The following is a 21,180-nucleotide window of genomic DNA, read 5'->3' on the forward strand; positions in this document are numbered from 1 at the left end:
GATTCCTGAGATGAACAGCGAATTCATGGACTCGTCGGCGCCCACTCCCCTCGCTGGCCCCGTCGGAACATGCTCCCCTCACTGGCTCGTCGGCGCCCGCTCGCCGCGCTGGCCCCGTCGGCACCCGGTGGTCTCGCTGGCCCTGCAGAGCCGGTCAGCCTTCGGCGGCGGAGAGGTCGAGCCGGTCGGGGTGGGTGTAGATGTTCATGCGTCCATCGCCGTCCTCGGCCGCACGGGTGAAGCCGACGAGCGTCATCCCGAACTCCTCGGCGGTCTCCACGGCGAGCGAGGTCGCGGCGGAGACGCAGGCCAGCAGCGGGATGCCGGCCATATACGCCTTCTGGGCGATCTCGAAGCTGGCCCGGGAGGAGACCAGCAGGAAGCAGTCGCGCAGTGGCAACCGGTCCTCGAGCAGAGCCCAGCCGATGACCTTGTCCACCGCGTTGTGCCGGCCCACGTCCTCGCGCGCCACGAGGAGGTTCCCCTCGAGATCGACGAGCGCCGCGGCGTGGACGCCGCCCGTGCGGGCGAAGACGGCCTGGTGAGCGGTGAGCGTGCGCGCGGCCTCGAGGATCACGCGGGGATCCAGGGTCCAGCTGCGCAGCAGCGTGTAGCGGCTCTTCTGCCGCACCGCGTCGATGCTCTCGGAGCCGCAGACCCCGCAGGCGGAGGTGGTGGTGAAGTTCTTCGTGACCAGGGGAAGCAACTGGGGTCGGGAGGTCGTGAAGTCCATGACGTTGTACGAGTTCCGGGCGAAGCCGCTGCCGTCGTCCACCACGGCGCCGTCGCAGTAGCGCGCCTCGAGAATGTCCTCGCGGTCGCGGATCACGGCCTCGCCGTGCAGGAAGCCGTGGACGAGCTCGACGTCGTGGCCCGGAGTGCGCATGGTCAGCGAGATCTGCTGACCGTTCACCCGGATGTCCAGAGGCTCCTCGACCGCGACGTGATCGCCCTTGCGGCCTGCATACAGCCTGCCTTCACGCACCCGGACGGTGCGGATCCGCGTCGTGTCGGTGACCCTGCCCATCCTCCGAGGATAGTCCGCTCACCTGCGCCGCGGCTCCGCACCACAATCCGACCCCGTGGTCCGAGCCCACAGCGAGCCCGCTCGGCGCCACCCCACGGCCCGCTCCCTCAGTCCGACCCGTCCCACTGCTCGGCCACGTCCTTGATCCGCGCGAGGCGACGATCCCGGCCGCCGCCCACGGCCCCGAGCAGATCGGAGACCGAGAGAATCCGGGAGGGGTCGACCGAGTGCACCTTCCTCGCCGATACCCGCTGGGCATCGACCATCCCGGCGCTCTCCAGGATTCGCAGCTGCTTCGCGACCGCCTGCCGCGACAGACCCAGATCGCGGGCCACGGCGCCGGCGTCATCGGGTTTCTCCGCCAGGCGCACCAGGATCTGCCGACGGGTGCGGTCGGCGAGCGCCGTGAAGACGGCGTCCGCACCTGGACCGAGCAGGCCTTCCGACGGATCCGGCGCCCCCGAGGAGTCCGGTGAGAGGAGTCGTCGACCCGGTTCGGAGTCCGGGCTCACCGCGCGGCTTCCGCGACCGTGCGTGCGACCTCGAGCTCCTCGATCCATCCCCGGGAGTTCTCCTCGAAGGTCGTACGACGCACCGCAGCGTCCTCGCTGATCGTCGAGAAGCCGTGCTCGCGCACGGTGAGCTGCACGCCGTCCGCTGCCGTCGGACCCGCGGAGCGGATCGTGAACTCGACGACGGTGGAGGAGGCATCGGCGTCGTCAGCAGCTCCGCCAGGTGCTCCACCGAGCCAGCGGAACACCGCACGACGGGGCGGCTCGAGCGTCTCGGTCACGATCGAGAACGTCCCGTGCACGGGATCGACGACCGTGGATACGGCGCCGTCGGTGGTGATCTCGTGCTCGCGGTACTCCCCGTCGTTGATGTACCACCCCGGCTCACGGATGATCGCGAAGACCGTCTCGGCCGTGGCGTCGATATGGATGCTTCGCTCGATCTCGTCCGGGACGTCGTCCGTGGTGAGACGGGTTTCGTGGTCGGTCATGACCTGCTCCTCGGCGTGGGGGCGCGGCCGAAGCGGCCGCTTCCCCACAGCGTGCCAGAGCCGACGACAGGGTGCAACCCGCTGGTTGCACCCCGGTGTGGGAAGTTCTCGTCAGTCGCACCGACGGGGACCCGTCAGCCGCGTCGGCGCGGGTCCGAGCGCTTCTCGGCCAGATCGCGTGCCAGCTCGAGCTGCTGGTCCCAGCCGACGGCGTTCTCCTCATAGTTCTTCCGACGTACTGCGACGTCCTCCCCCAGCCGGGCGAACCCGGTCTCCTGCACGGTCAGCCGCACCTCGTCGGACCGTGCGGAGCCGACGGGATCGATGGTGAACACGACGCTGTTGGAGGCGTCGGAGATGGCTCCGATCCCTCCTCCCAGCCAGCGGAATCCGACCTTGTCCGGCGGCTCGTACACCGTGGCCGACAGGCTGCAGATGCCGTACACGGGGTCCTTGATCCGGGAGATCCCGCCGGCGGTCTGCACCTCGTGCTTGCGGTACTCCCCGTCGTTGATGAACCAGCCCGGCTCGCGCACGATCGCGAACACGGTCTCGGCGGTCGCTCTGATGCGGATGCTGCGCTTGATCTCATCAGGGACGTCGTCCGAGGTGGCCTGGATGTTGCCAACACGCATGATGGAACTCCTCGTGCTCGGTGGGCGGCTACGGTGCCGCCTGTACCCCAGAGTGACAGAGTCCGGCCCGCAGTCAAGACCGACCCGCGCGGCGAGTCCGAGCGGCCTATGCTGACCGCACCGTCGCCGTGCCGCCGCGGTGCCATCGAGGTGCCATCGCTGCTGTGCCCGCCTGCTGTGCCCGCCTGCTGCACTCGCCTGCTGTGCCCGCCTGCTGCACTCGCCTGCTGTGCCCGCCTGCTGCACTCGCCTGCTGTGCCCGCCTGCTGCACTCGCCTGCTGTGTCCGCCTGCTGTGTCCGCCTGCTGTGTCCGCCTGCTGTGTCCGCCTGCGATGCACGCTGCGGCGCACCCCTCTCCGAGGAGACCCATGACCCGTCAGCTCATCGTCACCGAGTTCCTCAGCCTCGACGGGGTGATGGAGGCCCCCGGCGGGGGCGCCCATCCCCATGCGGGATGGACCGTCCAGGGCCTCGAGTTCGTGCCCGAGGCGTACGCGATCAAGGGCAGCGAGCAGGAGGAGGCGACCGCGCTGCTGCTGGGCCGGGTCTCCTTCGAGGAGTTCGCGCCCGTCTGGCCGGACATGGACGAGCAGTTCGCCGCGTACAACCGCATGCCCAAGCACGTCGTGTCCACGACCCTCACCCGGGAGCAGGTCATGGGGACGCGCTGGGAGAACTGCCACCTGCTGCGCGATCTCGACGAGGTGCGGGAGCTGCTGGCGGGCGAGGGCGGTCCGGTCCTCGTGCACGGCTCGGCGGCGCTGGTGCAGTCGCTCGCCGCGGCGGGACTCGTGGACCGCTATCACCTGCTCACCTTCCCGGTCGTGCTCGGCACGGGCAAGCGTCTGTTCGCCGACGGCGACGCCTACAGCCGCCTGGCGCTGCAACGCTCGGAGACCTTCTCCAACGGGGTGCGGCTGGACGTCTACGACGTCCTCCGGGACAGAGCCGACGCGCTCTCGTCCCCCGACGCCGGTTGACCCGGACCTCCCGTACTCACTGCGGCGCCTCCCGTCCGGGAGGCACCGCAGTGCTGCGCAGGCCAGGTCGGGCCGCTGCTCGGGGGCAGGTCAGGCCGCTACTCGAGGGCCGATCAGGCCGCCGCTCGGGGGCTGATCAGGGGTTGGTGACCGCCGCGGCGAGCAGGTTGAGCGACTGCTCGAGGTCCTCCTCGGGGATGGCCGGGAAGCCGACCTGCTTCAGGAGCTTCTGGTCGGTGACCTTGGACCAGTCGTAGGTCAGGCTCACCTCGGTGGAGTCCGTCCCCTGGGACTTGAGCTCGTAGAGCCACTCCCAGCCGAGGGGCTCGGTGGGGGCGGTGCCATCTTCTGCCTCGGGGGCCGGCTGCCAGCCGACCATCTTGTTCTCGTCGTACGCGGTGACGAAGTTGTGGGTGCGGTAGTCGCCGCCCATCGCGTCGCGGTGCATGTTCATCACGAACTTCTCGCCGGACTTGTCGATGCGCTCGGTGTCGTCCGAGTTCCGCACGGTGCCCGAGCCGTCGAACTCGTGGTGCCGCGCAGGCAGCGTCAGCAGGCTGAACAGGTCCTTCGCCGGGGCGTCGATGGTGCGGGTCACGGTCACATGGGTCTCGTTGTTCGTCATGCCTTCACTGTGCCGCGTCGGACGGACGATGTCATCCGTGAGCCGACCACCTGGTCATCACCGCCGGTCACAGCCGGTACGGGGCAGTCGCAGCAGTCGGCAGTCACCGCAGATCCGGGGTGATCACAACGGGTCGGCGACGGTCTCCTCGAGCGTGCGGGGGCCGCGGCCCAGCACGAGCTCGACGTCCCCGCTGACCACGTCGAGAGCGCCCGATCCGATCGCGGTGTACGTGCTGATCCAGGCATCGACCTGCCAGTCGGGGGCGCCGTACGGGGCGCGGGAGGCACGCGCCTCCTCGAGCGTCTCGTCGACGTACTCGTACTCCACCCCGCGCGCCCGGGTCATCAGCAGCGCGGCCTCCCCGAGGGTGACGGCGACCGGGCCGGTGAGGTCCAGGGCCCGTCCCGCCCACGGGGCGGGGTCGCGCAGGATCGTCGCGGCGACCTCGGCGACGTCCGCCCGGGCGACGTACGCGCAGCGTCCCACCCCGGCCGGGCCGCGGATCACGCGCTCCTCGCCGGCGAAGTCGATCAGCACGTCGGCGTAGAAGCTGTCACGAAGGACGGTCCAGGCCACGCCCGATTCGCGGAGCATCTGCTCGGTGGCCCCGTGGTCGCGGGCGAGGGTGAACTCGGCGCTCGGCGATGCCCCGAGGAACGAGGTGTAGACGATGTGCCCCACCCCGGCCTCCGCGGCGGCGGTGATCGCGGTGCGGTGCTGCTCGATGCGGTCCGCCGCCTCCCCGGCCGAGACGAGCAGGAGCGCGTCGACGTCCGCGAAAGCGGCGCGGCAGGCTGCGGCGTCGGAGAAGTCCGCGACCGCGATCTCCGCTCCGGGCTCCCGCGGGGCTCGTGCCTCGTCCCGGACGACCAGGCGCAGACGGCCCTCGCCGTCGGCCTCGATCGTGAGCAGGCGCGCGACCTCCCCGCCGACCTTCCCGGTGGCTCCCGTGACGGCGATGCGCATCAGATCAGTCCCTTCTCCCCCAGCCAGTCCTTCGCGATGTCCGCGGAGCTCGACTGGTCCTCGACGCTGCGCCGGTTCAGCTCGACGAGGTCGTCGGCGCTGAGTGCCTCGATCACCGTGGTGATCGCCGCCGCGGCGTCGTCGTCGACCTTCTTCGACACGACCGGCACCACGTTCTGCGGGAGGATCAGCGATTCGGGATCCTCGAGCGGGACCAGATCGTTCGCGATGATCGCGGGGTCGGAGGTGTAGAGGTCCGCGAGCTGCACGTCCCCGTCGGTCAGGGCCTGGACGGTCAGGGGCCCGCCGCCGTCCTCCACGGGGACCACGGCGATGTCCACGCCGTAGACCTTCTTGACGCCCTCGGGGCCGTAGGGGCGCACCTCGAACTCGCTGTTGGCGGCGATCTTCAGGTCCTTGAGGCCGGCGAGGTCCGCGATCGTGGCCAGGGAGTTCGAGCTCGCGAAGTCGGAGGTCGTGGTGTACGAGTCCTGGTCGGTGGCCTCCGCGAAGGGCAGCAGGCGCAGCCCGTCCGGGAGCACCTCGGACAGCGCCGAGTGGATCTCCTCCGGGCTCGCGGATTCCGCGTCGGGCTCGTAGTTCTGCAACAGGTTGCCCGTGTACTCGGGCATCACGTCGAGCGCTCCGCTCTCGAGCTCGGGGAGGTACACCTCGCGCTGGCCGATCTGGTACTGGCGGTCGACGGTGAGGCCGGCCTTCTCGAGCACCTGGGCGAACAGCTCGGCGATGATCTCGTTGGAGTAGTACGCCTGCGAGCCGACGACGATCGTGCCGGCGTCGGCCGAACCGCCGCCGTCCGATGAGCCGCCGCCGGCGCCGTCCTCCTCCGCGAAGGGATCCGAGGAGCTGCAGGCGGCCGCGCCGAGTGCGACGCCGCCGAGACCGAGCGCGCCGAGCAGGTGACGACGGGTGCTGTGGATGGACATGATTCTCCTTGAGACAGGCGGGGCTGAGCGATCGTGGTGGGCACTCGAGTGGGCGGGCGATCAGGCAGTCAGGCGGGCGGACGGTCAGGCGGGACGGGTGCCGCGGGGCAGCGTCAGTCGCTGGGTCAGCAGCAGGGCGAGGTCGAGCACGAGGGCGAGGGCGATCACCAGCACGGACCCGGCGATCATCTGCGGGTAGTCCTGGGAGCCGAGCCCCAGGAAGATGTAGCGACCCAGGCCCCCGTTCCCGACGTAGGCGGCGAGCATCGCCGTGGCCACGACCTGCACGGTCGCCCCGCGGAAACCGCCGACGATCAGCGGCATCCCCAGCGGGACCTCGACCCGCGTGAGGATCTGCCATTCAGTCATCCCCTGCGCGCGGGCGGCATCGACGGTCGCCGGATCCGCGGATTCGACGGCCGAGGAGGCCCCGGCCAGCAGGGACGGGATCGCGAGGATCACGAAGGCGAGCATCGGCGCGGTGAGCCCGATCCCCACCATCAGGGCGAACAGGGTGACCAGGCCCAGGGTGGGCAGGGCTCGGGCGGCACCGGCGGCGGTCACCGCGATCCCCTTGCCGATCGCCGTATGGCCCACGAACAGGCCCAGCGGGATGGCGATCAGGGCGGCGACGGCCACGCCCAGCACGGTGTAGCCGAGGTGCTCGAGGGTGCGCATCGGGATCCCGGAGGGCCCGGACCAGTGCGTGGGATCCCCGAGCCAGGCGAAGGCTTCGAGGTACGGGTTGCCGTTCATGACTGCCTCCCCGCATTGCTCTGCGCCGGCGCCGGCGACGGGGACCCGGCCTGCGCCTGGGGCCCGGTCTGGGGCTGGGTCTGCGCCTGCGTACGGGGTCGGGCCCGGATGCGGGGTCGGGTGCTGGTCCGTGACCACGGCATGAGCGCACGTCCCAGCAGCACCAGCAGCGCGTCGGTGAGCAGTGCGAGCACTGCGGTGAGCACCACGCCGGCCCCGATCTCGGCGAGGATGCCGCGCCGGAACCCGTCCACGAAGAGCATGCCGAGGCTGGGCACGCCGAGCACACCGCCGACGGTGACCAGCGAGATCGTGCTGACCGCGACGACGCGCACCCCGGCCAGCAGCACGGGGCCCGCCAGCGGCAGCTCGACCTGCAGGAAGCGGGCCGACGGCGCATACCCCTGGGCGGTCGCCGAGCCGAGCACGTCCCGGCTCACGGACCGGAAGGCGTCGGACGCCGCCGGCACCATGAGCGCGAGCCCGTACAGCGACAGGGCGATCGAGATGTTCAGCGGGCTGCGCACGCCGGTGCCGAGGAGGCCGGGCAGCAGCACGAACAGCGGCAGCGAGGGGATCGCGTACATCAGTCCGGAGGTGGTGGTGACGCCGGTGCGCAGCCAGCCGCGGGAGTTGGCCAGCTTCGCCAGCGGCAGCGACAGCACGAACGCGACCAGGATCGGCGGGATGGCCTGCAGCAGATGAGAGCCGGTGTAGCCCGCGATCACGTCGAGGTTCTCGAGCACCCAGCTCATGGCGAGGTCGCCCCCCTCGGCTGGTCACCGGTCGCCTGGTCACCGGTCGGCGTGTCACCGACCGGCTGGCCGCCCCGGGTGCTCTCCCCCGTCGGCCCGTCACCCGCCGACCCACGCCCTGCGGCGGCGCGAGCCTCCAGCACGCCGGCGGCGCGCCCGTCGGCATCGACCACGACGTCGCGCCCGTCGACCCGTTCGACGTGCAGAGTGCGGACCCCGCGGTCCGCGCCCACGAAGCTCGCCACGAAGTCGTCGGCCGGCTCCGCGAGGATCTCCTGCGGGGTGCCGATCTGGGCGATGACGCCACCGGGCTTGAGGAGCACCACGCGATCGCCGATGAGGAAGGCCTCGTCGATGTCGTGGGTGACGAACACGATCGTCTTCTTCAGGTCCCGCTGCAGGTGCATCAGCTCCTGCTGCAGCTCCCGGCGCACGATGGGGTCCACGGCGCCGAAGGGCTCGTCCATGAGCAGGATGTTCGGGTCGGCCGCGAGGCCGCGGGCCACGCCCACCCGCTGCTGCTGACCGCCGGAGAGCTGCCCGGGGTAGCGGCGGGCCAGCGCCGCGTCCAGGCCCACGGTCTCCATGAGCTCCTGGGCGCGCCGACGGGCATCGTTCTTCGAGGTGCCGCGCAGCACGGGCACGGTGGCGATGTTGTCGAGCACGGTGCGATGGGGCAGCAGGCCCGAGGCCTGCATGACGTAGCCGACGCTGCGGCGAAGCTGCACCGGATCCAGGCTCGCCACGTCGTCGCCGTCGATGTGCACGCGGCCCGACGTCGGATCCACCATGCGGTTGATCATCCGCATCAGGGTCGTCTTGCCGGAGCCCGAGGTCCCCACCAGCACGAGGGCCTCGTGGGAGGCGATCTCCAGGCTGAAGTCCTCGACGGCGAGCGTGCCGCCGGGGTACTCCTTGCGGACGTTCTCGAATCCGATCACGGACTATCCCCCATCACGGGTCGTCGAGGGCAGCGGCGGCGGACGCCGACCGGTCCGGTGCCCGTGGGCATCGGGGCCGCCGGGCGGGTGCCCGGAGCACAGGACAGTACGGTATCGGTCCGACACACGTCGTGGGGCGTGCACCGCCTAAATCGGACCCCGACCGACCGAACGGCTCGCCGACCCCGCCGACGGGCAGGCCGTCCCGAGGCCTTCGCTCACCTGTTCGGCCCGCTCAGCCTGTTCAGCGCGCTCAACTCCCTCAGCTCGCCGAGGCTCGCGCCTTCATCCGCGCATCCAGCGCGAGCGCGATCCGGGTGAGCAGGAAGTTCAGCGCGATGTAGATGACCGAGACGACCACGTAGGTCTGCACCAGGTAGCGGGTGATCGAGACCATCGTCTTGCCCTGGAACTGAAGCTCGTTGTAGCTGACCACGTAGCCTAGGGTGGAGTCCTTGAGCAGGGTGACCAGGGCGAGGATCAGGCTGGGCAGCACCAGCCGCACGGCTTGCGGCAGGATCACGCTGATCAGTGCGTCGCGTCGGCCCAGACCGATCGCGGCGGCCGCCTCGTGCTGCCCGATGTCCACGGCCTTGATGCCGGCGCGGAACACCTCGGCGGTGGTCGCCGCGGAGACCAGGATCATCGGGATCACCAGCATCCAGAACCGCGGGACGGTGACGCCGTAGGCGGGCAGCGCCAGCAGGAAGGCGTAGACCACCAGCAGCATCGGGATGCCGCGGAAGAACTCGATCCAGACGGTCGCCGCCCTGCTCAGCGCCCCGAACCGGGACAACCGCGCCAGGGCGAGCAGCAGGCCGAAGGGGAAGGCGACCACGGCGGCGACCGCCGTGACCTTCAGCGTGCCCAGGAGCCCGCGGCCGAGGAACGCGAGATAGTCGACCCGCAGGTAGACGACCCACTTGTTCGGGTCCAGCTGCCCGTTCTTCTGGAACTGCCACAGCCCGAGGCCGATCACGGCCAGGATCGCAACGGAGCTGAGGACCGACAGCAGCGCGATGCGCGCCCGTCCCTTGGGGCCTGGCGCGTCGAAGAGCACCTGCGTCGCGGTGCTGGAGGAGCGTCGGGCGCGGGAGGTAGGGGCGGTGGAGACGCTCATGCCTGCGCTCCTGCCGTGACGTCCAGCGTGTTCCGGCGGCGCGAGGAGCCGTGGGTGTCCGGGGAGACGGCCCTCTCCAGCGCCCCGCCGAGGGCGGAGCCGCCCAGCGACATTCCGAGGTAGACGGCGCCGGCGACCAGGAACATGATCACGGCCTGCGCGTACTGGATGTTGAGGGTCTGGGTGACCCAGGTGATCTCGCTGACCGCGATCGCGGAGCACAGCGCCGAGCCGATCACGGTGCCGATGAACACGTTCACCAGCGGCTGGATCATGGTGCGGAAGGCCTGCGGGAGCACCACGTAGCGCAGGGTCCCGAAGAAGCCGAGGCCGATCGAGCGCGCGGCCTCCGCGTGGCCCACGGGGACCGTGTTGATGCCCGAGCGCACGTTCTCGCACACGAAGGCGGCCGACGACAGGGTCAGCCCCAGCACGCCGCACCAGAAGTAGGGCAGACGCAGACCGACGTCCGGCAGTCCGAAGGCGATGAGGATCAGCAGGCTCAGCAGCGGGATGTTGCGGAAGATCTCGACGTAGACGGTCGCGGCCCAGCGCAGCGGCGGGATCGGGCTGACGCGGCACACCGCGAGGACGGTGCCGACGATCAGCGCGAGCACGTAGCCGAGCAGGGTCAGCGCGACGGTGTACGCGATGCCCTGCACCAGCAGGGGGATGTTCTCGGCGATAGCTTGCATCGGTGCCTCTCGGGACGGGGAGGTCGGTAGGCACGGCGAGCTCCTCTCGGGGCCCGCCGCGCCGGCGACGGATCAGGCGGGGAGATCGCCCGGGACGGGCGGCTCGGGCGCATCGCCCTCGATGACCTCGCCGATGGTGGCGGTCCACAGGTCCTTCCAGGTGCCGGAGTCGATGATCTCCTGCAGGAAGGTGTTCACGAAGTCGACGGCGTCGTCATCATCCTTCGACAGGCCCACGCCGTAGGGATCGTCGACGAAGGGATCGCCGACGACGGTGACCTCGGGGTCCGCGGCGGAGTTGCCGAGCAGGACGCCCTGGTCCAGGACGTAGGCGTCGGCCCGCCCTTGCTTGAGCGCGGCGACGCAGGACTCGTTGTCCGGGAGGGTCTGGACGAGCGACTTGTCGTAGTCCGGGATGTTCTCCTCGGCGGCCTGCACCCCGGTCGAGTTCGACTGGGTGACGATCTTCAGCCCGGTGAGGTCCTTGGGGCCGGAGATCTTGTCCTTGTCCTCGGTGCGCACCTGGATCGCGGTGCCGGAGAGATAGTAGGGGCCGGCGAAGTTGATGACCTCGAGGCGTTCGGGGGTGATCGAATAGGTCGCGATCACGCAGTCCACGGTCCCGTTCTCGACGAGGGTCTCGCGCGTCTCGACGGTGGTGTCGATGTACTCGACCTTGTCCGTGATGTCCTCGCCGAGGATGTAGCGGGCCAGGAGCTGGGTGAGACCGGCGTCGAAGCCGGTGGGGTCGCCGCCGGAGGTGCTGGCCAGGGAGAACACCTGGTTGGCGAGGGTTCCGCCGCGCACCAGCTTGTCCTTGTCCTTGATGGCGGTGGCCCAGGCGCTGGCGGAGACGACGTCATCCGCGGCGACCGGGCCGGAGGCGACCGCGTCCCCGAAGGGGCTGCCCGCGCCGCCGGCATCGGATCCGCCGCCGCCCAGGTCGGGGCCGGCGCCCGTGTCGCTCGAGCAGGCGGCCAGGGCGATGCCGACCGGCAGGGCGGCCGCGGCGGCGACGACGGCGCGTCGGCCGGGTCGGAAGGAGGTGGGGGTCATGGATCTCTCCGGTCTCTCGGGTCGCTCCGGCGGAGCTGAGGGTCTGGTGCTGAGGGTCTGGTCTGGTCTGGCCTGGTGCTGAGGGTTTGGTCTGGTCAGGTCTGGCGCTGCGGCTCTGGTGCTGGGGGTCAGGCGCTCGGGACGGGGCGCACGGTCAGTGCGCGAGGATCTTGGACAGGAACGCCTTCGCGCGGTCGCTGCGCGGGGCGGTGAAGAACTCCTCGGGCTCGCCCTGCTCGACGATCTCACCCTGGTCCATGTAGACGACGCGGTCGCAGACGTGCCGGGCGAAGCCCATCTCGTGGGTCACCACGAGCATCGTCATGCCCTGCTCGGCGAGCTCGCCCATGACATCGAGGACCTCGTTGATGACCTCGGGGTCCAGGGCGGAGGTGGGCTCGTCGAAGAGCAGCGCCTTGGGCTTCATCGCCAGAGCGCGGGCGATTGCCACGCGCTGCTGCTGGCCGCCGGAGAGGGCGGTGGGCAGGGAGTTCGCCTTGTCCGCGAGACCCACGCGCTCGAGGAGCTCACGGGCCTGCTGCTCGGCCTCCGCCTTGCTCGCGCCGCGCACCTTGCGGGGGCCGAGGGTCACGTTGTCGATCGCCTTGAGGTGCGGGAAGAGGTTGAAGCTCTGGAACACCATGCCCACGTCGCTGCGGAGCCGGGTGAGGTCCTTGCCCTCCTCGGGCAGACGCTCGCCGTCGATCGTGATCTCGCCGTCGGTGATGGTCTCGAGGCGGTTGATGCAGCGGCACAGGGTCGACTTGCCGGAGCCGGACGCCCCGATCAGCGCGACCACCTCACCGCGGTGGATGTCGAGGTCGATGCTCTTCAGCGCCTGGAAGTCGCCGAAGAACTTGTCGACGCCGCGCAGCGAGATCAGCGCCTCGCCGATCTCCTTCGGGGCGCCGCCGGAGCGCGAGGCCCGGGGCGCTCTCGGGGTGTCCGCGCGGCGTGCTCCCGTGGTGTCCGCGCGGAGTGCTCCCGTGGGCATGCTGCTGTCGCTCATGGTCCGAGAATGCGCGGGAATGGAACATCTGTCCAGATCAGGCCTCGATCGATCGCATGTCGGAACGCTTTCGTGACCAGAGGTGGCGCCCGCGCACCCACCGGCGTCAGGGAGGCGGCGCCCCTGGTATCCACTGGCGTCAGGTGAGCAGGCTCCGCCACATAGCGGCGCCCCTCGCATCCACGGGCATCAGGTGAGCAGGCTCCGCCACATAGCGGCGCCCCTCGCATCCACTGGCGTCAGGTGAGCAGGCTCCGCCACATAGCGGCTCCCTGCACACCAGCCGCCAGTGGACGCGGCCTGCTCTGTCAGCTCCGTGCCAGCAGCCAGTCGCCAGCCACCAGCCGCCAGCCAGCGGGCCAACAGGTCAGCCGGTCAGCCGGTCAGCCGGTCAGCCGGTCAGCCGGTCAGCCGGTCAGCCGGTCAGCCGGTCAGCCGGTCAGCCGGTAAGCCGGCCAACAGGCCAACAGGCCAACAGGCCAACAGGCCAGCCGGCCAGCAGACCACCAGGTCAGGCCCGGTAGTTGCCCTGGTAGACGGCCTCGAAGGGGGCATGGCCGCCCTGACGGTTCTCGATGGAGCTGACCACGACGTCCTTGGCGATGCGCGCGGCCTCGAGCGGCGAGGACCCCTTGGCCAGCTCGGCGGTGACGGCGGCGGCGAGCGTGCAGCCCGCGCCGGAGACCCGCTCCTGGCCGATCTTGGGGCTGCGCAGCTCGACGGTCTGCTCGCCGTCGTAGAACACGTCCACCGCATCCTCGCCCTCAAGCACCACGCCGCCCTTGGCCAGCACGATCACGTCGTACGTGTCATGGATGCGCTTCGCGGCCTCGGTGAGCTCCTCGACGCTCTCGATGGACTTCATCCCCGACAGGGCGAGGGCTTCGAAGTGGTTGGGGGTGACGAAGGTGGCCAGCGGCAGCATCTTCTCCTTGAGCGCGTTGTCGGTGTCCAGCGCCGCGCCGGGCTCCTGGCCCTTGCAGATCAGCACCGGGTCCAGGACCACGTGGGTGAAGCTGCGCTCGGCGAGCGACGCGGCGACGGTGTCGATCGTGGCGGGGGTGCCGAGCATGCCGATCTTCACGGTGTCGATGTCGTGCACCGCGGTGGTGGCCTCGATCTGGTCGGCGATGACCTGCGGCTCCACGGGCACGAAGCGATGCCCCCAATCGTTCTTCGGGTCGAAGGACACGATACAGGTCAGGGCCGCGGTCCCGAAGGTCCCCAGCTGGTGGAAGGTCTTCAGGTCGGTCTGCGCCCCGGCGCCTCCGGTGGTCTCGGAGCCGGCGATGGTGAGGGCGACGTGGGTCATGGCGTTCTCTTCCTGCGAGGTGGTGATCATGTGCGCCGCACGGCGATCGGCCCGACGAAGCCGCCCGACCAGGTCACCCCCGGGGTCGCCCGACGGGGGCGGCCTTCCGAGCAGGCATCCGGACGGACGACGGGGCCGATGCGGCGGCCGTGACCGCGCGCTCCCAGGGCGCCGGCCTGAGCCGGACCCGTCGCGACGGTCGTGTCGCGCGCTCCCAGGGTTCGGAGACCTCGATGTGAGGTGCCACCGACCCGTCGCTGCGACAGGAGGCCGATCCTAACGCCTCGGGTACAGTGCCGGGCGTGCTGACGCCCGAGACCCCGGCGGATATCGCGGACCAGGCCCGGCCCGCGCGCTCCACGACGTCCGGACGCCGCGCCGAGAGTGCCCCCGACCCCGCCACGACACCGCTGTCGGACGACGGGCCTGCGCCGGGCGATCACCCGTCGGCCCCCTCCCCCTGCTGGGATTCCTGCTCGTCCCTCGAGCTCGCCGCGGCGGACGAGCGGCAGGCACCCGGCCGCCGGCCCCGTCCGTCGGCCCCCCGTGCCCAGCGCTCCCGGCAGAGCCCGCGCACCCCGCGCCCGCCCCTGCGCGGTCTGATCGACGACCACCTGGCCTCGACGCTCAAATTCCTGGCGGTCGGCGGGCTCGTGTTCCTCCTGGACGCCGCGATGTACAACCTGCTCGTGTTCTGGCACCCCACCCAGGGCTGGGGCCAGGGCCTCATGCACGGCAACCCGCTCACGGCGAAGGTGCTCACGATCGCCGCCGCATCCAGCCTGACCTACCTCGGCAACCGGCTGTGGACCTTCGGCGACCGCCCGCGCCCGGACACCACCCGCTCGATCATGCTGTTCATCCTGATCAACGTGATCGCCTCCGGGCTGCAGCTGTCCTGTCTGGGCTTCTCCCGCTACGTGCTGGGGCTGGACTCGCTGCTGGCCGACAACATCTCCGGCACGCTCATCGGGCAGATCGTCTCGACGTCGTTCCGCTACGTCACCTACGGCCGCTTCGTCTTCCCGCGCCGCTGAATCCCCCGCTGCTGAATCCCCCGCCGCCGAGGACATCGCCGACAGCGGCCCGGACGATCTGGGCGATCCGTGCCCCTCTCTGACAGACTCGGGGGCATGGAGACCACCGGCCCCTGGACCCGTGCCGCCGCTGCGGCCGGCCTGCTCATCGACGGCGAGGCCCGCCCCACCGTCTTCGCCCGCATGTCCGCGAAGGCGGCCGAGACCGGCGCGCTGAACCTGGGGCAGGGCTTCCCCGACGACGCCCCGCCCGCCGTGGTGGCCGACGCCGCGGTCGCCGCGATCCGGGCCGGGCAGAACCAGTACCCGCCGGGGCTCGGCGAGAGCGTGCTGCGCGAGGCGATCGCCGAGCACCAGTCCCAGTGGTACGGGCTGCGCTGGGACCCCGCGAGCGAGGTGCTGGTGACCACCGGGGCCACCGAGGCGCTGGCCGCGACGATCCTGGCGCTCGTGGAGCCGGGCGACGAGGTGGTGACCCTCGAGCCGTTCTACGACCAGTACGCGGCGATCATCGCCCTCGCCGGAGGCGTGCACCGCACGGTCCCGGTCTCCTCCCGCACGGGCGAGGACGGTGACCTGGTGCTGGGCGTCGTCGAGGAGGACCTCCGCGCCGCGTTCTCCGACCGCACGCGTCTGGTGCTGGTGAACACGCCGCACAACCCCACCGGCCTGATGCTGTGGGTGGGGGCGCTGCAGGCGATCGTCGACGAGGCCGTCGCGCACGACGCGATCATCGTGACCGACGAGGTCTACGAGCACCTGACCTTCGGCCCCGCGCACCTGCCGATCGCGACGCTGCCCGGTGCGAAGGACCGCACCGTGTCGATCTCCTCGGCGGGCAAGACCTTCTCCGTGACCGGGTGGAAGATCGGCTGGATCACCGCCCGGCCCGAGCTGATCACCGCGATCATGAGCCTCAAGCAGTGGCTGACCTACTCTTCGGGGGCACCCTTCCAGCCCGCTGTCGCGGCCGGCCTCGCGATGCCGTCCTCGGCCTTCCACGATCTCGCCCAGGACCTCCGAGAGCGGCGCGACCTTCTCACCGACGGGCTGCGCTCGATCGGGTTCCGCGTGAGCGTCCCGGAGGCCGGGTACTTCGCGGTGGCCGACGCCGCCCCGTTCGGCGAGGCCGACGCCGCCGCCCTGTGCGAGCGCCTGCCCGGGGAGGCCGGCGTGGTGGGGATCCCGCTGTCGGCGTTCTACCGCGACGGGCAGGCCGGCGAGGCGAGCTCGTTCCTGCGGCTCGCGTTCTGCAAGTCCCGCGCCACGATCGAGCAGTCCCTCGAGCGCCTCGAGACGTGGGCGGCTCCGCGGCGCTGAGCAGGACTCGCTGTGGGGGCGTGTCCTTAATGTGACCTTTTGTAGGCATATTGCGCACCCGATTGACGGTTCATCGACTTAATCTTTGATGAACCGGAGACTCCCTCCGGTCCACAACCGCCCCCAAGGAGGGTGGCGCCTCGGCGCCCGTCGCCATGTCCCAGCCTTCGCCAAATATTCCACCCGACCCTTTTAGGCCTGATTCCTGGCAACCAATCAACAATCCACCTCAGGGATCGATACACACGTCCTCAACTGGAGGCGGAGGATACCAGGCACCGAACGGTCAGCCCCCCTCGCCGAATGTTGGTGGTCCCTACGGTTATCCGACGTCGAACTCGCCCTACGGCGGCCCCGGATACCAGCCGTATGCGGGCCCTCAGCCATCTCAGATGGTGCCCGCACAGCCTTCGGGCGGCGCCATCAAGTGGCTGGTCATCGGCTGCCTCGGCTGTAGCGGCCTCCTGGTGTTCGGATTCATCGCCCTCGTACTGCTCGGAGCACTCAGCAGCATTGGCGACAGCACCGAGAGCTCAGGCGGAACGTCCCCTTCGGCGTCCAGCGCGAGTGACGGGGGCGGCGACCCGGGCGCGATCGACGAAGACGGTCCCGATGAGGAAGACGGTCCCACTGAGTCGGCCACAGCAGATCCCCCTGCCGCCGGAACCCCTTCAGGGATGTCCGGCGAGTCCGACGGCTCAGCAATCACAGTGACGTCCACCGAACGGACACAGGAACTGAGCGACTCACTATGGGAGAGTACGACCTCCAACGAGTACTTCGTAGTCAACATCGATTACACAAACAAATCCGAAGAATCCCAGGACCTCTGGGCAAATGACTTCATTCTCGTAGGGACGGACGGCAAAGAGTACTCCTCGAACACAGATGCCTCCCTTGCTGTGGAAGACCCGCTCATAATTGAGGAGGTGAACCCAGGCCTCACTATCAGTGGAACCCTCATATTCGAGGTTCCTCCAGGCACGGAATTCACTGAGATGCGTCTCCAGGAGTCGTTCGGCACCAGCACGTCGCTGACGGTCCCCTTTCCCTAAGCGATAGAGCGCTCCTCGGGAGGAGACAGCGCATCAAGCTCGTGCGGCTCCTCACGGCCGCCCTATGCGAGCGCCTGCCCGCGGAGGCCGGCGTGGTGGGGATCCCGCTGTCCGCGTTCTACCGCGACGGGCAGGCCGGCGAGGCAAGCTCGTACCTGCGACTCGCGTTCTGCAAGTCCCGCGCCACGATCGAGCAGTCCCTCGAGCGGCTCGAGACCTGGGCGGCTCCGCGGCGCTGAGCATCCCCGCAGGGGGATCGACGACTCCGCTGAGCTGCGCCGCGACCCTCGACGACGAGCTCTCCCTGCTCACCGATCATCCGGCGAGCAGGGAGAGCTCTTCAGGTCGTGCGCGTGCCGGCTCTCGTCAGACGGCGACCCACACCGGTTCGCCCGCGAAGTTGAACAGGGATTCGACGGCGAGCTTCCCGTCCTTGGTGTTCGCCTTCGGCACGATCATGCCGACCTCCCAGCTCCCGGTGTCTCCGTCCTTCATGGTCCCGACCTCGATCGAGCTGTGGGGCGTCACAGTGCCCTCGTCGGAGAACCGGTCGCCGCTGCTGCTGACGTACTCGATCACCAGCGACATATATGCCTCGGCCTCGCCATCGCCGTGATAGGTCATCTCGATGGGGATGAGGATGTAGGTCTCGTCGTCAGCAGGCTCGGTGTTGTAGGAGTTGGTCTCCATGACGGTCGAGGTCGCGTCCCAATCGACCTCTCCGATCGTGACGTCCAGGGTGCCGCCCTCACCATCCTCGAGGGTGAACTTCTGCCCGAGGGCGTAGGGGCTGTCCTCGGTGCCCTTGCCATCCCCCGCAGCCGCAGTGGTCTCCTCCTCCGTGGTCGCCTCGTCGGTCGTGGCCTCGTCAGTCGTGGCCTCGTCGGTGGTCGGCTCCTCGGCGGTGGTCTCCTCGTCAGTGGTCTCCTCGGTGGTGGTCTCCTCCTGCGTGGTGGTCTCGCCCCCACCGCCGGGGGTATCGCCCCCACCGCGCGAGAAGAGGAAGATCCCGCCGCCCACGACGATCAGAGCCAGGATGAGCAGCACGCAGCAGCCACCGATGATGAACGGCAGCTTGCCGGGTCCCTTCTTGACGGGCAGCTGCTCGGTCGGCATCTGACCGCTGTCCCCGAAGGCCGGCGCGAAGGACGGTGCGTTCCCGAAGCCGCCCTGCTCGTTCTGCGGGTTCTGCGGGTTCTGCGAGTTCTGCTGGCCGAATGCGCCGTTCGCGGACTGCTGGCCGTAGCCCTGCTGGTCCTGGCCGTAGCCCTGCTGGTCCTGGCCGGCGTTCTGCTGGCCCTGCCCGAAGCCCCCTGGCTGGTCCTGGCCGTATCCACCGTTCGGCGACGGCTGACCGTAGCCGCCCTGCGGATCCTGGCCGAATGGGTCACCGGACGGGGGCTGCTGGCCCCATCCGTTCTGCGGTGGCTGCGACATAGTCTCCTCCGGCGCCGTACCCGGCGCCGTCCCCTCTCTCCCGACACGTCTGTGTGAGGTCGAGCCCCCCTGGGCCCGATCGCCACATAGTACGGGGGCGATCAGGCGCAGGAACGTGCACCGGATCGCTATCCGGTCACGATGGGACGGCGCCGATCCGAGCCGTCACCGCTTCGGGCTGAACGTCTCCCCGTGGAAGCTGCGCCCGGCCACCCGCTCGGACGTGCCGGTGGCGTCGAGGTACGGGGTGATGCCGCCGCGGTGCCGGGGGAAGCCCGCGCCGAGGATGAGCGCCAGGTCGATCTGCTCGGGCCGCTCGACGACGCCGTCCTCCAGCATGATCGCGATCTCCTCCGCGAGCCCGTCCCGGACCCGCTCCAGCAGCGCGTCGCCGACGGGGGCCGAGGACTCCGCTCCGGGCGCGCCCTGTGCGTCGGCCCCGAACACCTCCGCGACCGTCGGGGAGACGGGCGGATGCACGGCGTCCCGGCTGCGCTCGGTGAAGTGTGCGGACTTCTCCGCCATCACGGAGAGGCCCGGCGAGGCGTGGAAACGGTCGCCGAGCTCCCCCTGGAGCACGGTGCCGACGTGGTCGGCGACGGCCAGCCCCACGAGGTCCAGCAGCGCGAACGGTCGCATCGGCAGGCCGAGGGCATCCAGGGAGGCGTCAACCTCGGCCGGGTCCGCGCCGGCGTCGAGCGGGGCGAGCACCCCGCCGAGCACCCGGAACAGCAGGCGGTTGACGATGAACCCGGGCGCGTCGGCGCTGCGTACGGCGAACTTCCGCAGCCGGCGCACCACCTCGAGGCCGGTCGCGAGGGTGGCCTCGTCGGTGGCCTCGGTGTGGATCACCTCGACCAGGGGCATCTTGGCGACCGGGTTGAAGAAGTGCAGGCCCACGACCCGTTCGGGGTGGGCGAGCCCCTCCGACATCGCGGTGACCGAGAGCGAGGAGGTGTTCGTGACCAGCAGGGCGTCGTCGGCCAGGACGCCCTCGAGCTCTGCGAACACGGACTTCTTGATCGTCAGGACCTCGGGGACCGCCTCGAGCACGAGGTCGCAGTCGGCGAGCTGCTGCAGGTCGGTGGTGGCGTCGAGCGCGGCGGCGATCCTCGTCGCCATCTCCTCGTCGATCCGGCCGCGGGCCGCGGTCTGGGCGATGACCTCGCGGGCGGCGGCGAGGCCCTTGGCGGCGGTGGCCTCGTCGAGGTCGCGCATGATCACGGGGACCTGCAGCCCGAGGGCGAGCTGTGCCGCGATCTGGGCGGCCATGAGGCCTGCGCCGGCGACGCCGACGCGCTGGATCTCCCGCGCCCCGTCGACGGGCCGACGGCCGGGCTTGCCGCGACGCAGCAGCTCGGCGCTGTACATCGAGGCCGCGGCGGCATCGGAGCGGACGAGCTCGGCGAGCGCGTCGGCCTCCCGGGCCAGGGCGTCCTCCAGGGTGGAGCCGGGCAGCTTCTGGAGCAGGCCGATGGCGCGGGCGACAGCGGGCGCGCCCTGGCTCTCGAGCCGGGCGGACCAGGTGCGGCGAGTCTCGGCACTGCCGTGCGCGGCATCGAGTGCGTCGAGCAGAGCTTCGGCCTCGGGGGTGTCGACGCCGGGCAGCGGCGCCTCGCGGCCCGCCCAGGCACCGGGGATCGGAGAGGTGGAGGACACGACGGCCTCGACGACGCTCGGGTCGACGATGTCGGTATCCGCCTCGTCGACGTCGACGTGCGCGGCGATCAGCGCGGCGAACTCGTCGAGCGCCTCGTCGAGGTCCTCGGCGATCTCGTCGATCAGTCCGATCTCGAGGGCTTCGTCGGCCCCCAGCTGCTTGTCGCGGGCGGGGTCCTCGAGGATCATCCGCACCGCGTTCTCCGGGCCGACGACGGACTGGAGGAGCGTGGTGCCGCCCCAGCCGGGGAGGATCCCGAGGCTGGTCTCGGGGACGCCGAGGCCCTTCACGCCGGCGGCGGCCGTGCGGACGTCGGCCATCAGCGCGACCTCGAGGCCGCCGCCGAGCGCGACCCCGTTGAGATGCGCGAGGACCGGGACGGAGCTGGTGCGCACGCGGACCTGGAGCGCATGGGCGGCCCGGGTCATGGCCTCGACGTTCGAGACGGCGGTGGGGTCGGTGAACATCGACAGGTCGGCGCCGGCGAGGAAGACGCGACCGGTGCCGGTCAGGGCGACGGCCTGGATCTCCCCGGCCTCGGCGCGGTCGAGCGCGGTGCCGATCGCCCCGGTGACGGCGTCGATCGAGCGGGGGCCGAGGGTCGCGGGCCGCTTCTCCTCACCCTCGGGCGGGGCGAAGGTCAGCACGGCCACGGTGCCGACGCCGGGGTGCTCGCGGTCCTCCGTGAGGACTCGGGTGACGTGCTCGGTGTAGCTGCTCATCGGTGACCTTTCGCGATCTCTTCGTCGAGGGGTGGCGGATCCCCGCACGGTTGTCTGATACCGCGGGTTTCAGATAGATCATGCCTCAGAGCGCGGGCCGGTGTCCACCGCGGCCGCA

At 70.4% G+C, this 21,180-nt stretch carries 22 protein-coding genes; 5 read left to right on the forward strand and 17 right to left on the reverse strand.

The genetic code is table 11. The features are described 5' to 3' along the window. Positions 1–154: 154 nt before the first annotated feature. The 4 genes from fdhD to ACT3T5_RS10200 form a co-directional block, all read right to left on the reverse strand. Complete coding sequence (gene fdhD, locus ACT3T5_RS10185; RefSeq protein ID WP_444577263.1) at positions 155–1,027, reverse strand: formate dehydrogenase accessory sulfurtransferase FdhD; 873 nt, start codon at positions 1,025–1,027, stop codon at positions 155–157. 107 nt (positions 1,028–1,134) lie between these two features. Continuing rightward, positions 1,135–1,539, reverse strand: coding sequence for an ArsR/SmtB family transcription factor (locus ACT3T5_RS10190; RefSeq protein WP_444594284.1), 405 nt, complete (start codon positions 1,537–1,539; stop codon positions 1,135–1,137). Further along, entirely contained in the window at positions 1,536–2,030 is a 495-nt protein-coding gene (locus tag ACT3T5_RS10195; RefSeq protein ID WP_444577261.1) for a polyketide cyclase, read from the reverse strand. The genes ACT3T5_RS10190 and ACT3T5_RS10195 overlap by 4 nt, the downstream gene beginning before the upstream one ends. A gap of 134 nt (positions 2,031–2,164) precedes the next feature. Next, positions 2,165–2,665 carry a polyketide cyclase gene (locus ACT3T5_RS10200; RefSeq protein WP_444577260.1) on the reverse strand — a complete coding sequence of 167 codons (501 nt, stop codon included), beginning with the start codon at positions 2,663–2,665 and terminating at the stop codon, positions 2,165–2,167. A 369-nt stretch (positions 2,666–3,034) separates the two neighbouring features. On the opposite strand from ACT3T5_RS10200, the gene ACT3T5_RS10205 reads away from it, so the two are divergent. Further along, positions 3,035–3,646, forward strand: a complete 612-nt coding sequence (locus ACT3T5_RS10205) for a dihydrofolate reductase family protein (RefSeq protein ID WP_444577259.1) — start codon at positions 3,035–3,037, stop codon at positions 3,644–3,646. A gap of 136 nt (positions 3,647–3,782) precedes the next feature. Here the strand turns inward: ACT3T5_RS10205 and ACT3T5_RS10210 are convergent, their stop codons facing one another. From ACT3T5_RS10210 to ACT3T5_RS10260, 11 genes are all read right to left on the reverse strand, one after another. Beyond that, entirely contained in the window at positions 3,783–4,271 is a 489-nt protein-coding gene (locus tag ACT3T5_RS10210) for an SRPBCC family protein (RefSeq protein ID WP_444577258.1), read from the reverse strand. A 123-nt stretch (positions 4,272–4,394) separates the two neighbouring features. Beyond that, positions 4,395–5,240, reverse strand: coding sequence for an SDR family oxidoreductase (locus ACT3T5_RS10215; RefSeq protein ID WP_444577257.1), 846 nt, complete (start codon positions 5,238–5,240; stop codon positions 4,395–4,397). Then, entirely contained in the window at positions 5,240–6,187 is a 948-nt protein-coding gene (locus ACT3T5_RS10220) for an ABC transporter substrate-binding protein (protein ID WP_444577256.1), read from the reverse strand. Before ACT3T5_RS10220 ends, ACT3T5_RS10215 begins: the two co-directional genes overlap by 1 nt. Before the next feature lie 84 nt (positions 6,188–6,271). Further along, the gene (locus ACT3T5_RS10225) at positions 6,272–6,943 is read right to left on the reverse strand and encodes an ABC transporter permease (protein ID WP_444577255.1); all 672 of its coding nucleotides are present in this window, start codon (positions 6,941–6,943) and stop codon (positions 6,272–6,274) included. Then, on the reverse strand, positions 6,940–7,698 hold the full coding sequence (locus ACT3T5_RS10230; protein ID WP_444577254.1) for an ABC transporter permease: 759 nt from the start codon (positions 7,696–7,698) through the stop codon (positions 6,940–6,942). Before ACT3T5_RS10230 ends, ACT3T5_RS10225 begins: the two co-directional genes overlap by 4 nt. Further along, positions 7,695–8,639, reverse strand: a complete 945-nt coding sequence (locus tag ACT3T5_RS10235; RefSeq protein ID WP_444577253.1) for an ABC transporter ATP-binding protein — start codon at positions 8,637–8,639, stop codon at positions 7,695–7,697. The genes ACT3T5_RS10230 and ACT3T5_RS10235 overlap by 4 nt, the downstream gene beginning before the upstream one ends. Positions 8,640–8,901: 262 nt before the next feature. Continuing rightward, positions 8,902–9,759, reverse strand: a complete 858-nt coding sequence (locus ACT3T5_RS10240) for an amino acid ABC transporter permease (RefSeq protein WP_443351208.1) — start codon at positions 9,757–9,759, stop codon at positions 8,902–8,904. Continuing rightward, positions 9,756–10,454, reverse strand: a complete 699-nt coding sequence (locus tag ACT3T5_RS10245; RefSeq protein ID WP_444577252.1) for an amino acid ABC transporter permease — start codon at positions 10,452–10,454, stop codon at positions 9,756–9,758. The genes ACT3T5_RS10240 and ACT3T5_RS10245 overlap by 4 nt, the downstream gene beginning before the upstream one ends. Before the next feature lie 72 nt (positions 10,455–10,526). Continuing rightward, positions 10,527–11,510: a glutamate ABC transporter substrate-binding protein gene (locus ACT3T5_RS10250; RefSeq protein ID WP_444577251.1), complete on the reverse strand. Its 984-nt coding sequence runs from the start codon at positions 11,508–11,510 to the stop codon at positions 10,527–10,529. Between the two features lie 154 nt (positions 11,511–11,664). Continuing rightward, a complete protein-coding gene (locus ACT3T5_RS10255) occupies positions 11,665–12,519 on the reverse strand; it encodes an amino acid ABC transporter ATP-binding protein (protein WP_444577250.1) in 855 nt (284 codons plus the stop codon). A gap of 511 nt (positions 12,520–13,030) precedes the next feature. Further along, complete coding sequence (locus ACT3T5_RS10260) at positions 13,031–13,831, reverse strand: hydroxymethylpyrimidine/phosphomethylpyrimidine kinase (protein WP_444577249.1); 801 nt, start codon at positions 13,829–13,831, stop codon at positions 13,031–13,033. 302 nt (positions 13,832–14,133) lie between these two features. On the opposite strand from ACT3T5_RS10260, the gene ACT3T5_RS10265 reads away from it, so the two are divergent. The 4 genes from ACT3T5_RS10265 (at position 14,134) to ACT3T5_RS10280 (ending at position 17,482) form a co-directional block, all read left to right on the forward strand. Then, positions 14,134–14,868 (forward strand): GtrA family protein, encoded by a 735-nt coding sequence (locus ACT3T5_RS10265; protein ID WP_444577248.1) that lies wholly within the window; start codon positions 14,134–14,136, stop codon positions 14,866–14,868. 96 nt (positions 14,869–14,964) lie between these two features. After that, entirely contained in the window at positions 14,965–16,188 is a 1,224-nt protein-coding gene (locus ACT3T5_RS10270; protein WP_444577247.1) for an aminotransferase class I/II-fold pyridoxal phosphate-dependent enzyme, read from the forward strand. A 392-nt stretch (positions 16,189–16,580) separates the two neighbouring features. Next, positions 16,581–17,243 (forward strand): DUF4352 domain-containing protein, encoded by a 663-nt coding sequence (locus tag ACT3T5_RS10275; RefSeq protein ID WP_443335722.1) that lies wholly within the window; start codon positions 16,581–16,583, stop codon positions 17,241–17,243. Positions 17,244–17,284: 41 nt separating this feature from the next. Next, a complete protein-coding gene (locus ACT3T5_RS10280; RefSeq protein WP_443335723.1) occupies positions 17,285–17,482 on the forward strand; it encodes a hypothetical protein in 198 nt (65 codons plus the stop codon). A 127-nt stretch (positions 17,483–17,609) separates the two neighbouring features. Here the strand turns inward: ACT3T5_RS10280 and ACT3T5_RS10285 are convergent, their stop codons facing one another. Both ACT3T5_RS10285 and ACT3T5_RS10290 read right to left on the reverse strand, forming a co-directional pair. Next, positions 17,610–18,680, reverse strand: coding sequence for a hypothetical protein (locus tag ACT3T5_RS10285; protein WP_444577246.1), 1,071 nt, complete (start codon positions 18,678–18,680; stop codon positions 17,610–17,612). Between the two features lie 165 nt (positions 18,681–18,845). Further along, a complete protein-coding gene (locus tag ACT3T5_RS10290) occupies positions 18,846–21,062 on the reverse strand; it encodes a 3-hydroxyacyl-CoA dehydrogenase NAD-binding domain-containing protein (protein WP_444577245.1) in 2,217 nt (738 codons plus the stop codon). Positions 21,063–21,180: the final 118 nt, after the last annotated feature.

Source organism: Brachybacterium sp. AOP3-A1-3 (genome assembly GCF_052378285.1).
Taxonomy (GTDB): domain Bacteria; phylum Actinomycetota; class Actinomycetes; order Actinomycetales; family Dermabacteraceae; genus Brachybacterium.

Coding starts and splice junctions, on each gene's coding strand:
- ACT3T5_RS10230 (WP_444577254.1), bottom strand. CDS start 7,698: ATGAGCTGGGTGCTCGAGAACCTCGACGTGATCGCGGGCTACACCGGC.
- ACT3T5_RS10195 (WP_444577261.1), bottom strand. CDS start 2,030: ATGACCGACCACGAAACCCGTCTCACCACGGACGACGTCCCGGACGAG.
- ACT3T5_RS10270 (WP_444577247.1), top strand. CDS start 14,965: ATGGAGACCACCGGCCCCTGGACCCGTGCCGCCGCTGCGGCCGGCCTG.
- ACT3T5_RS10255 (WP_444577250.1), bottom strand. CDS start 12,519: ATGAGCGACAGCAGCATGCCCACGGGAGCACTCCGCGCGGACACCACG.
- ACT3T5_RS10210 (WP_444577258.1), bottom strand. CDS start 4,271: ATGACGAACAACGAGACCCATGTGACCGTGACCCGCACCATCGACGCC.
- ACT3T5_RS10285 (WP_444577246.1), bottom strand. CDS start 18,680: ATGTCGCAGCCACCGCAGAACGGATGGGGCCAGCAGCCCCCGTCCGGT.
- ACT3T5_RS10205 (WP_444577259.1), top strand. CDS start 3,035: ATGACCCGTCAGCTCATCGTCACCGAGTTCCTCAGCCTCGACGGGGTG.
- ACT3T5_RS10245 (WP_444577252.1), bottom strand. CDS start 10,454: ATGCAAGCTATCGCCGAGAACATCCCCCTGCTGGTGCAGGGCATCGCG.
- ACT3T5_RS10260 (WP_444577249.1), bottom strand. CDS start 13,831: ATGACCCACGTCGCCCTCACCATCGCCGGCTCCGAGACCACCGGAGGC.
- ACT3T5_RS10250 (WP_444577251.1), bottom strand. CDS start 11,510: ATGACCCCCACCTCCTTCCGACCCGGCCGACGCGCCGTCGTCGCCGCC.
- ACT3T5_RS10290 (WP_444577245.1), bottom strand. CDS start 21,062: ATGAGCAGCTACACCGAGCACGTCACCCGAGTCCTCACGGAGGACCGC.
- fdhD (WP_444577263.1), bottom strand. CDS start 1,027: ATGGGCAGGGTCACCGACACGACGCGGATCCGCACCGTCCGGGTGCGT.
- ACT3T5_RS10225 (WP_444577255.1), bottom strand. CDS start 6,943: ATGAACGGCAACCCGTACCTCGAAGCCTTCGCCTGGCTCGGGGATCCC.
- ACT3T5_RS10215 (WP_444577257.1), bottom strand. CDS start 5,240: ATGCGCATCGCCGTCACGGGAGCCACCGGGAAGGTCGGCGGGGAGGTC.
- ACT3T5_RS10200 (WP_444577260.1), bottom strand. CDS start 2,665: ATGCGTGTTGGCAACATCCAGGCCACCTCGGACGACGTCCCTGATGAG.
- ACT3T5_RS10275 (WP_443335722.1), top strand. CDS start 16,581: ATGGTGCCCGCACAGCCTTCGGGCGGCGCCATCAAGTGGCTGGTCATC.
- ACT3T5_RS10220 (WP_444577256.1), bottom strand. CDS start 6,187: ATGTCCATCCACAGCACCCGTCGTCACCTGCTCGGCGCGCTCGGTCTC.
- ACT3T5_RS10240 (WP_443351208.1), bottom strand. CDS start 9,759: ATGAGCGTCTCCACCGCCCCTACCTCCCGCGCCCGACGCTCCTCCAGC.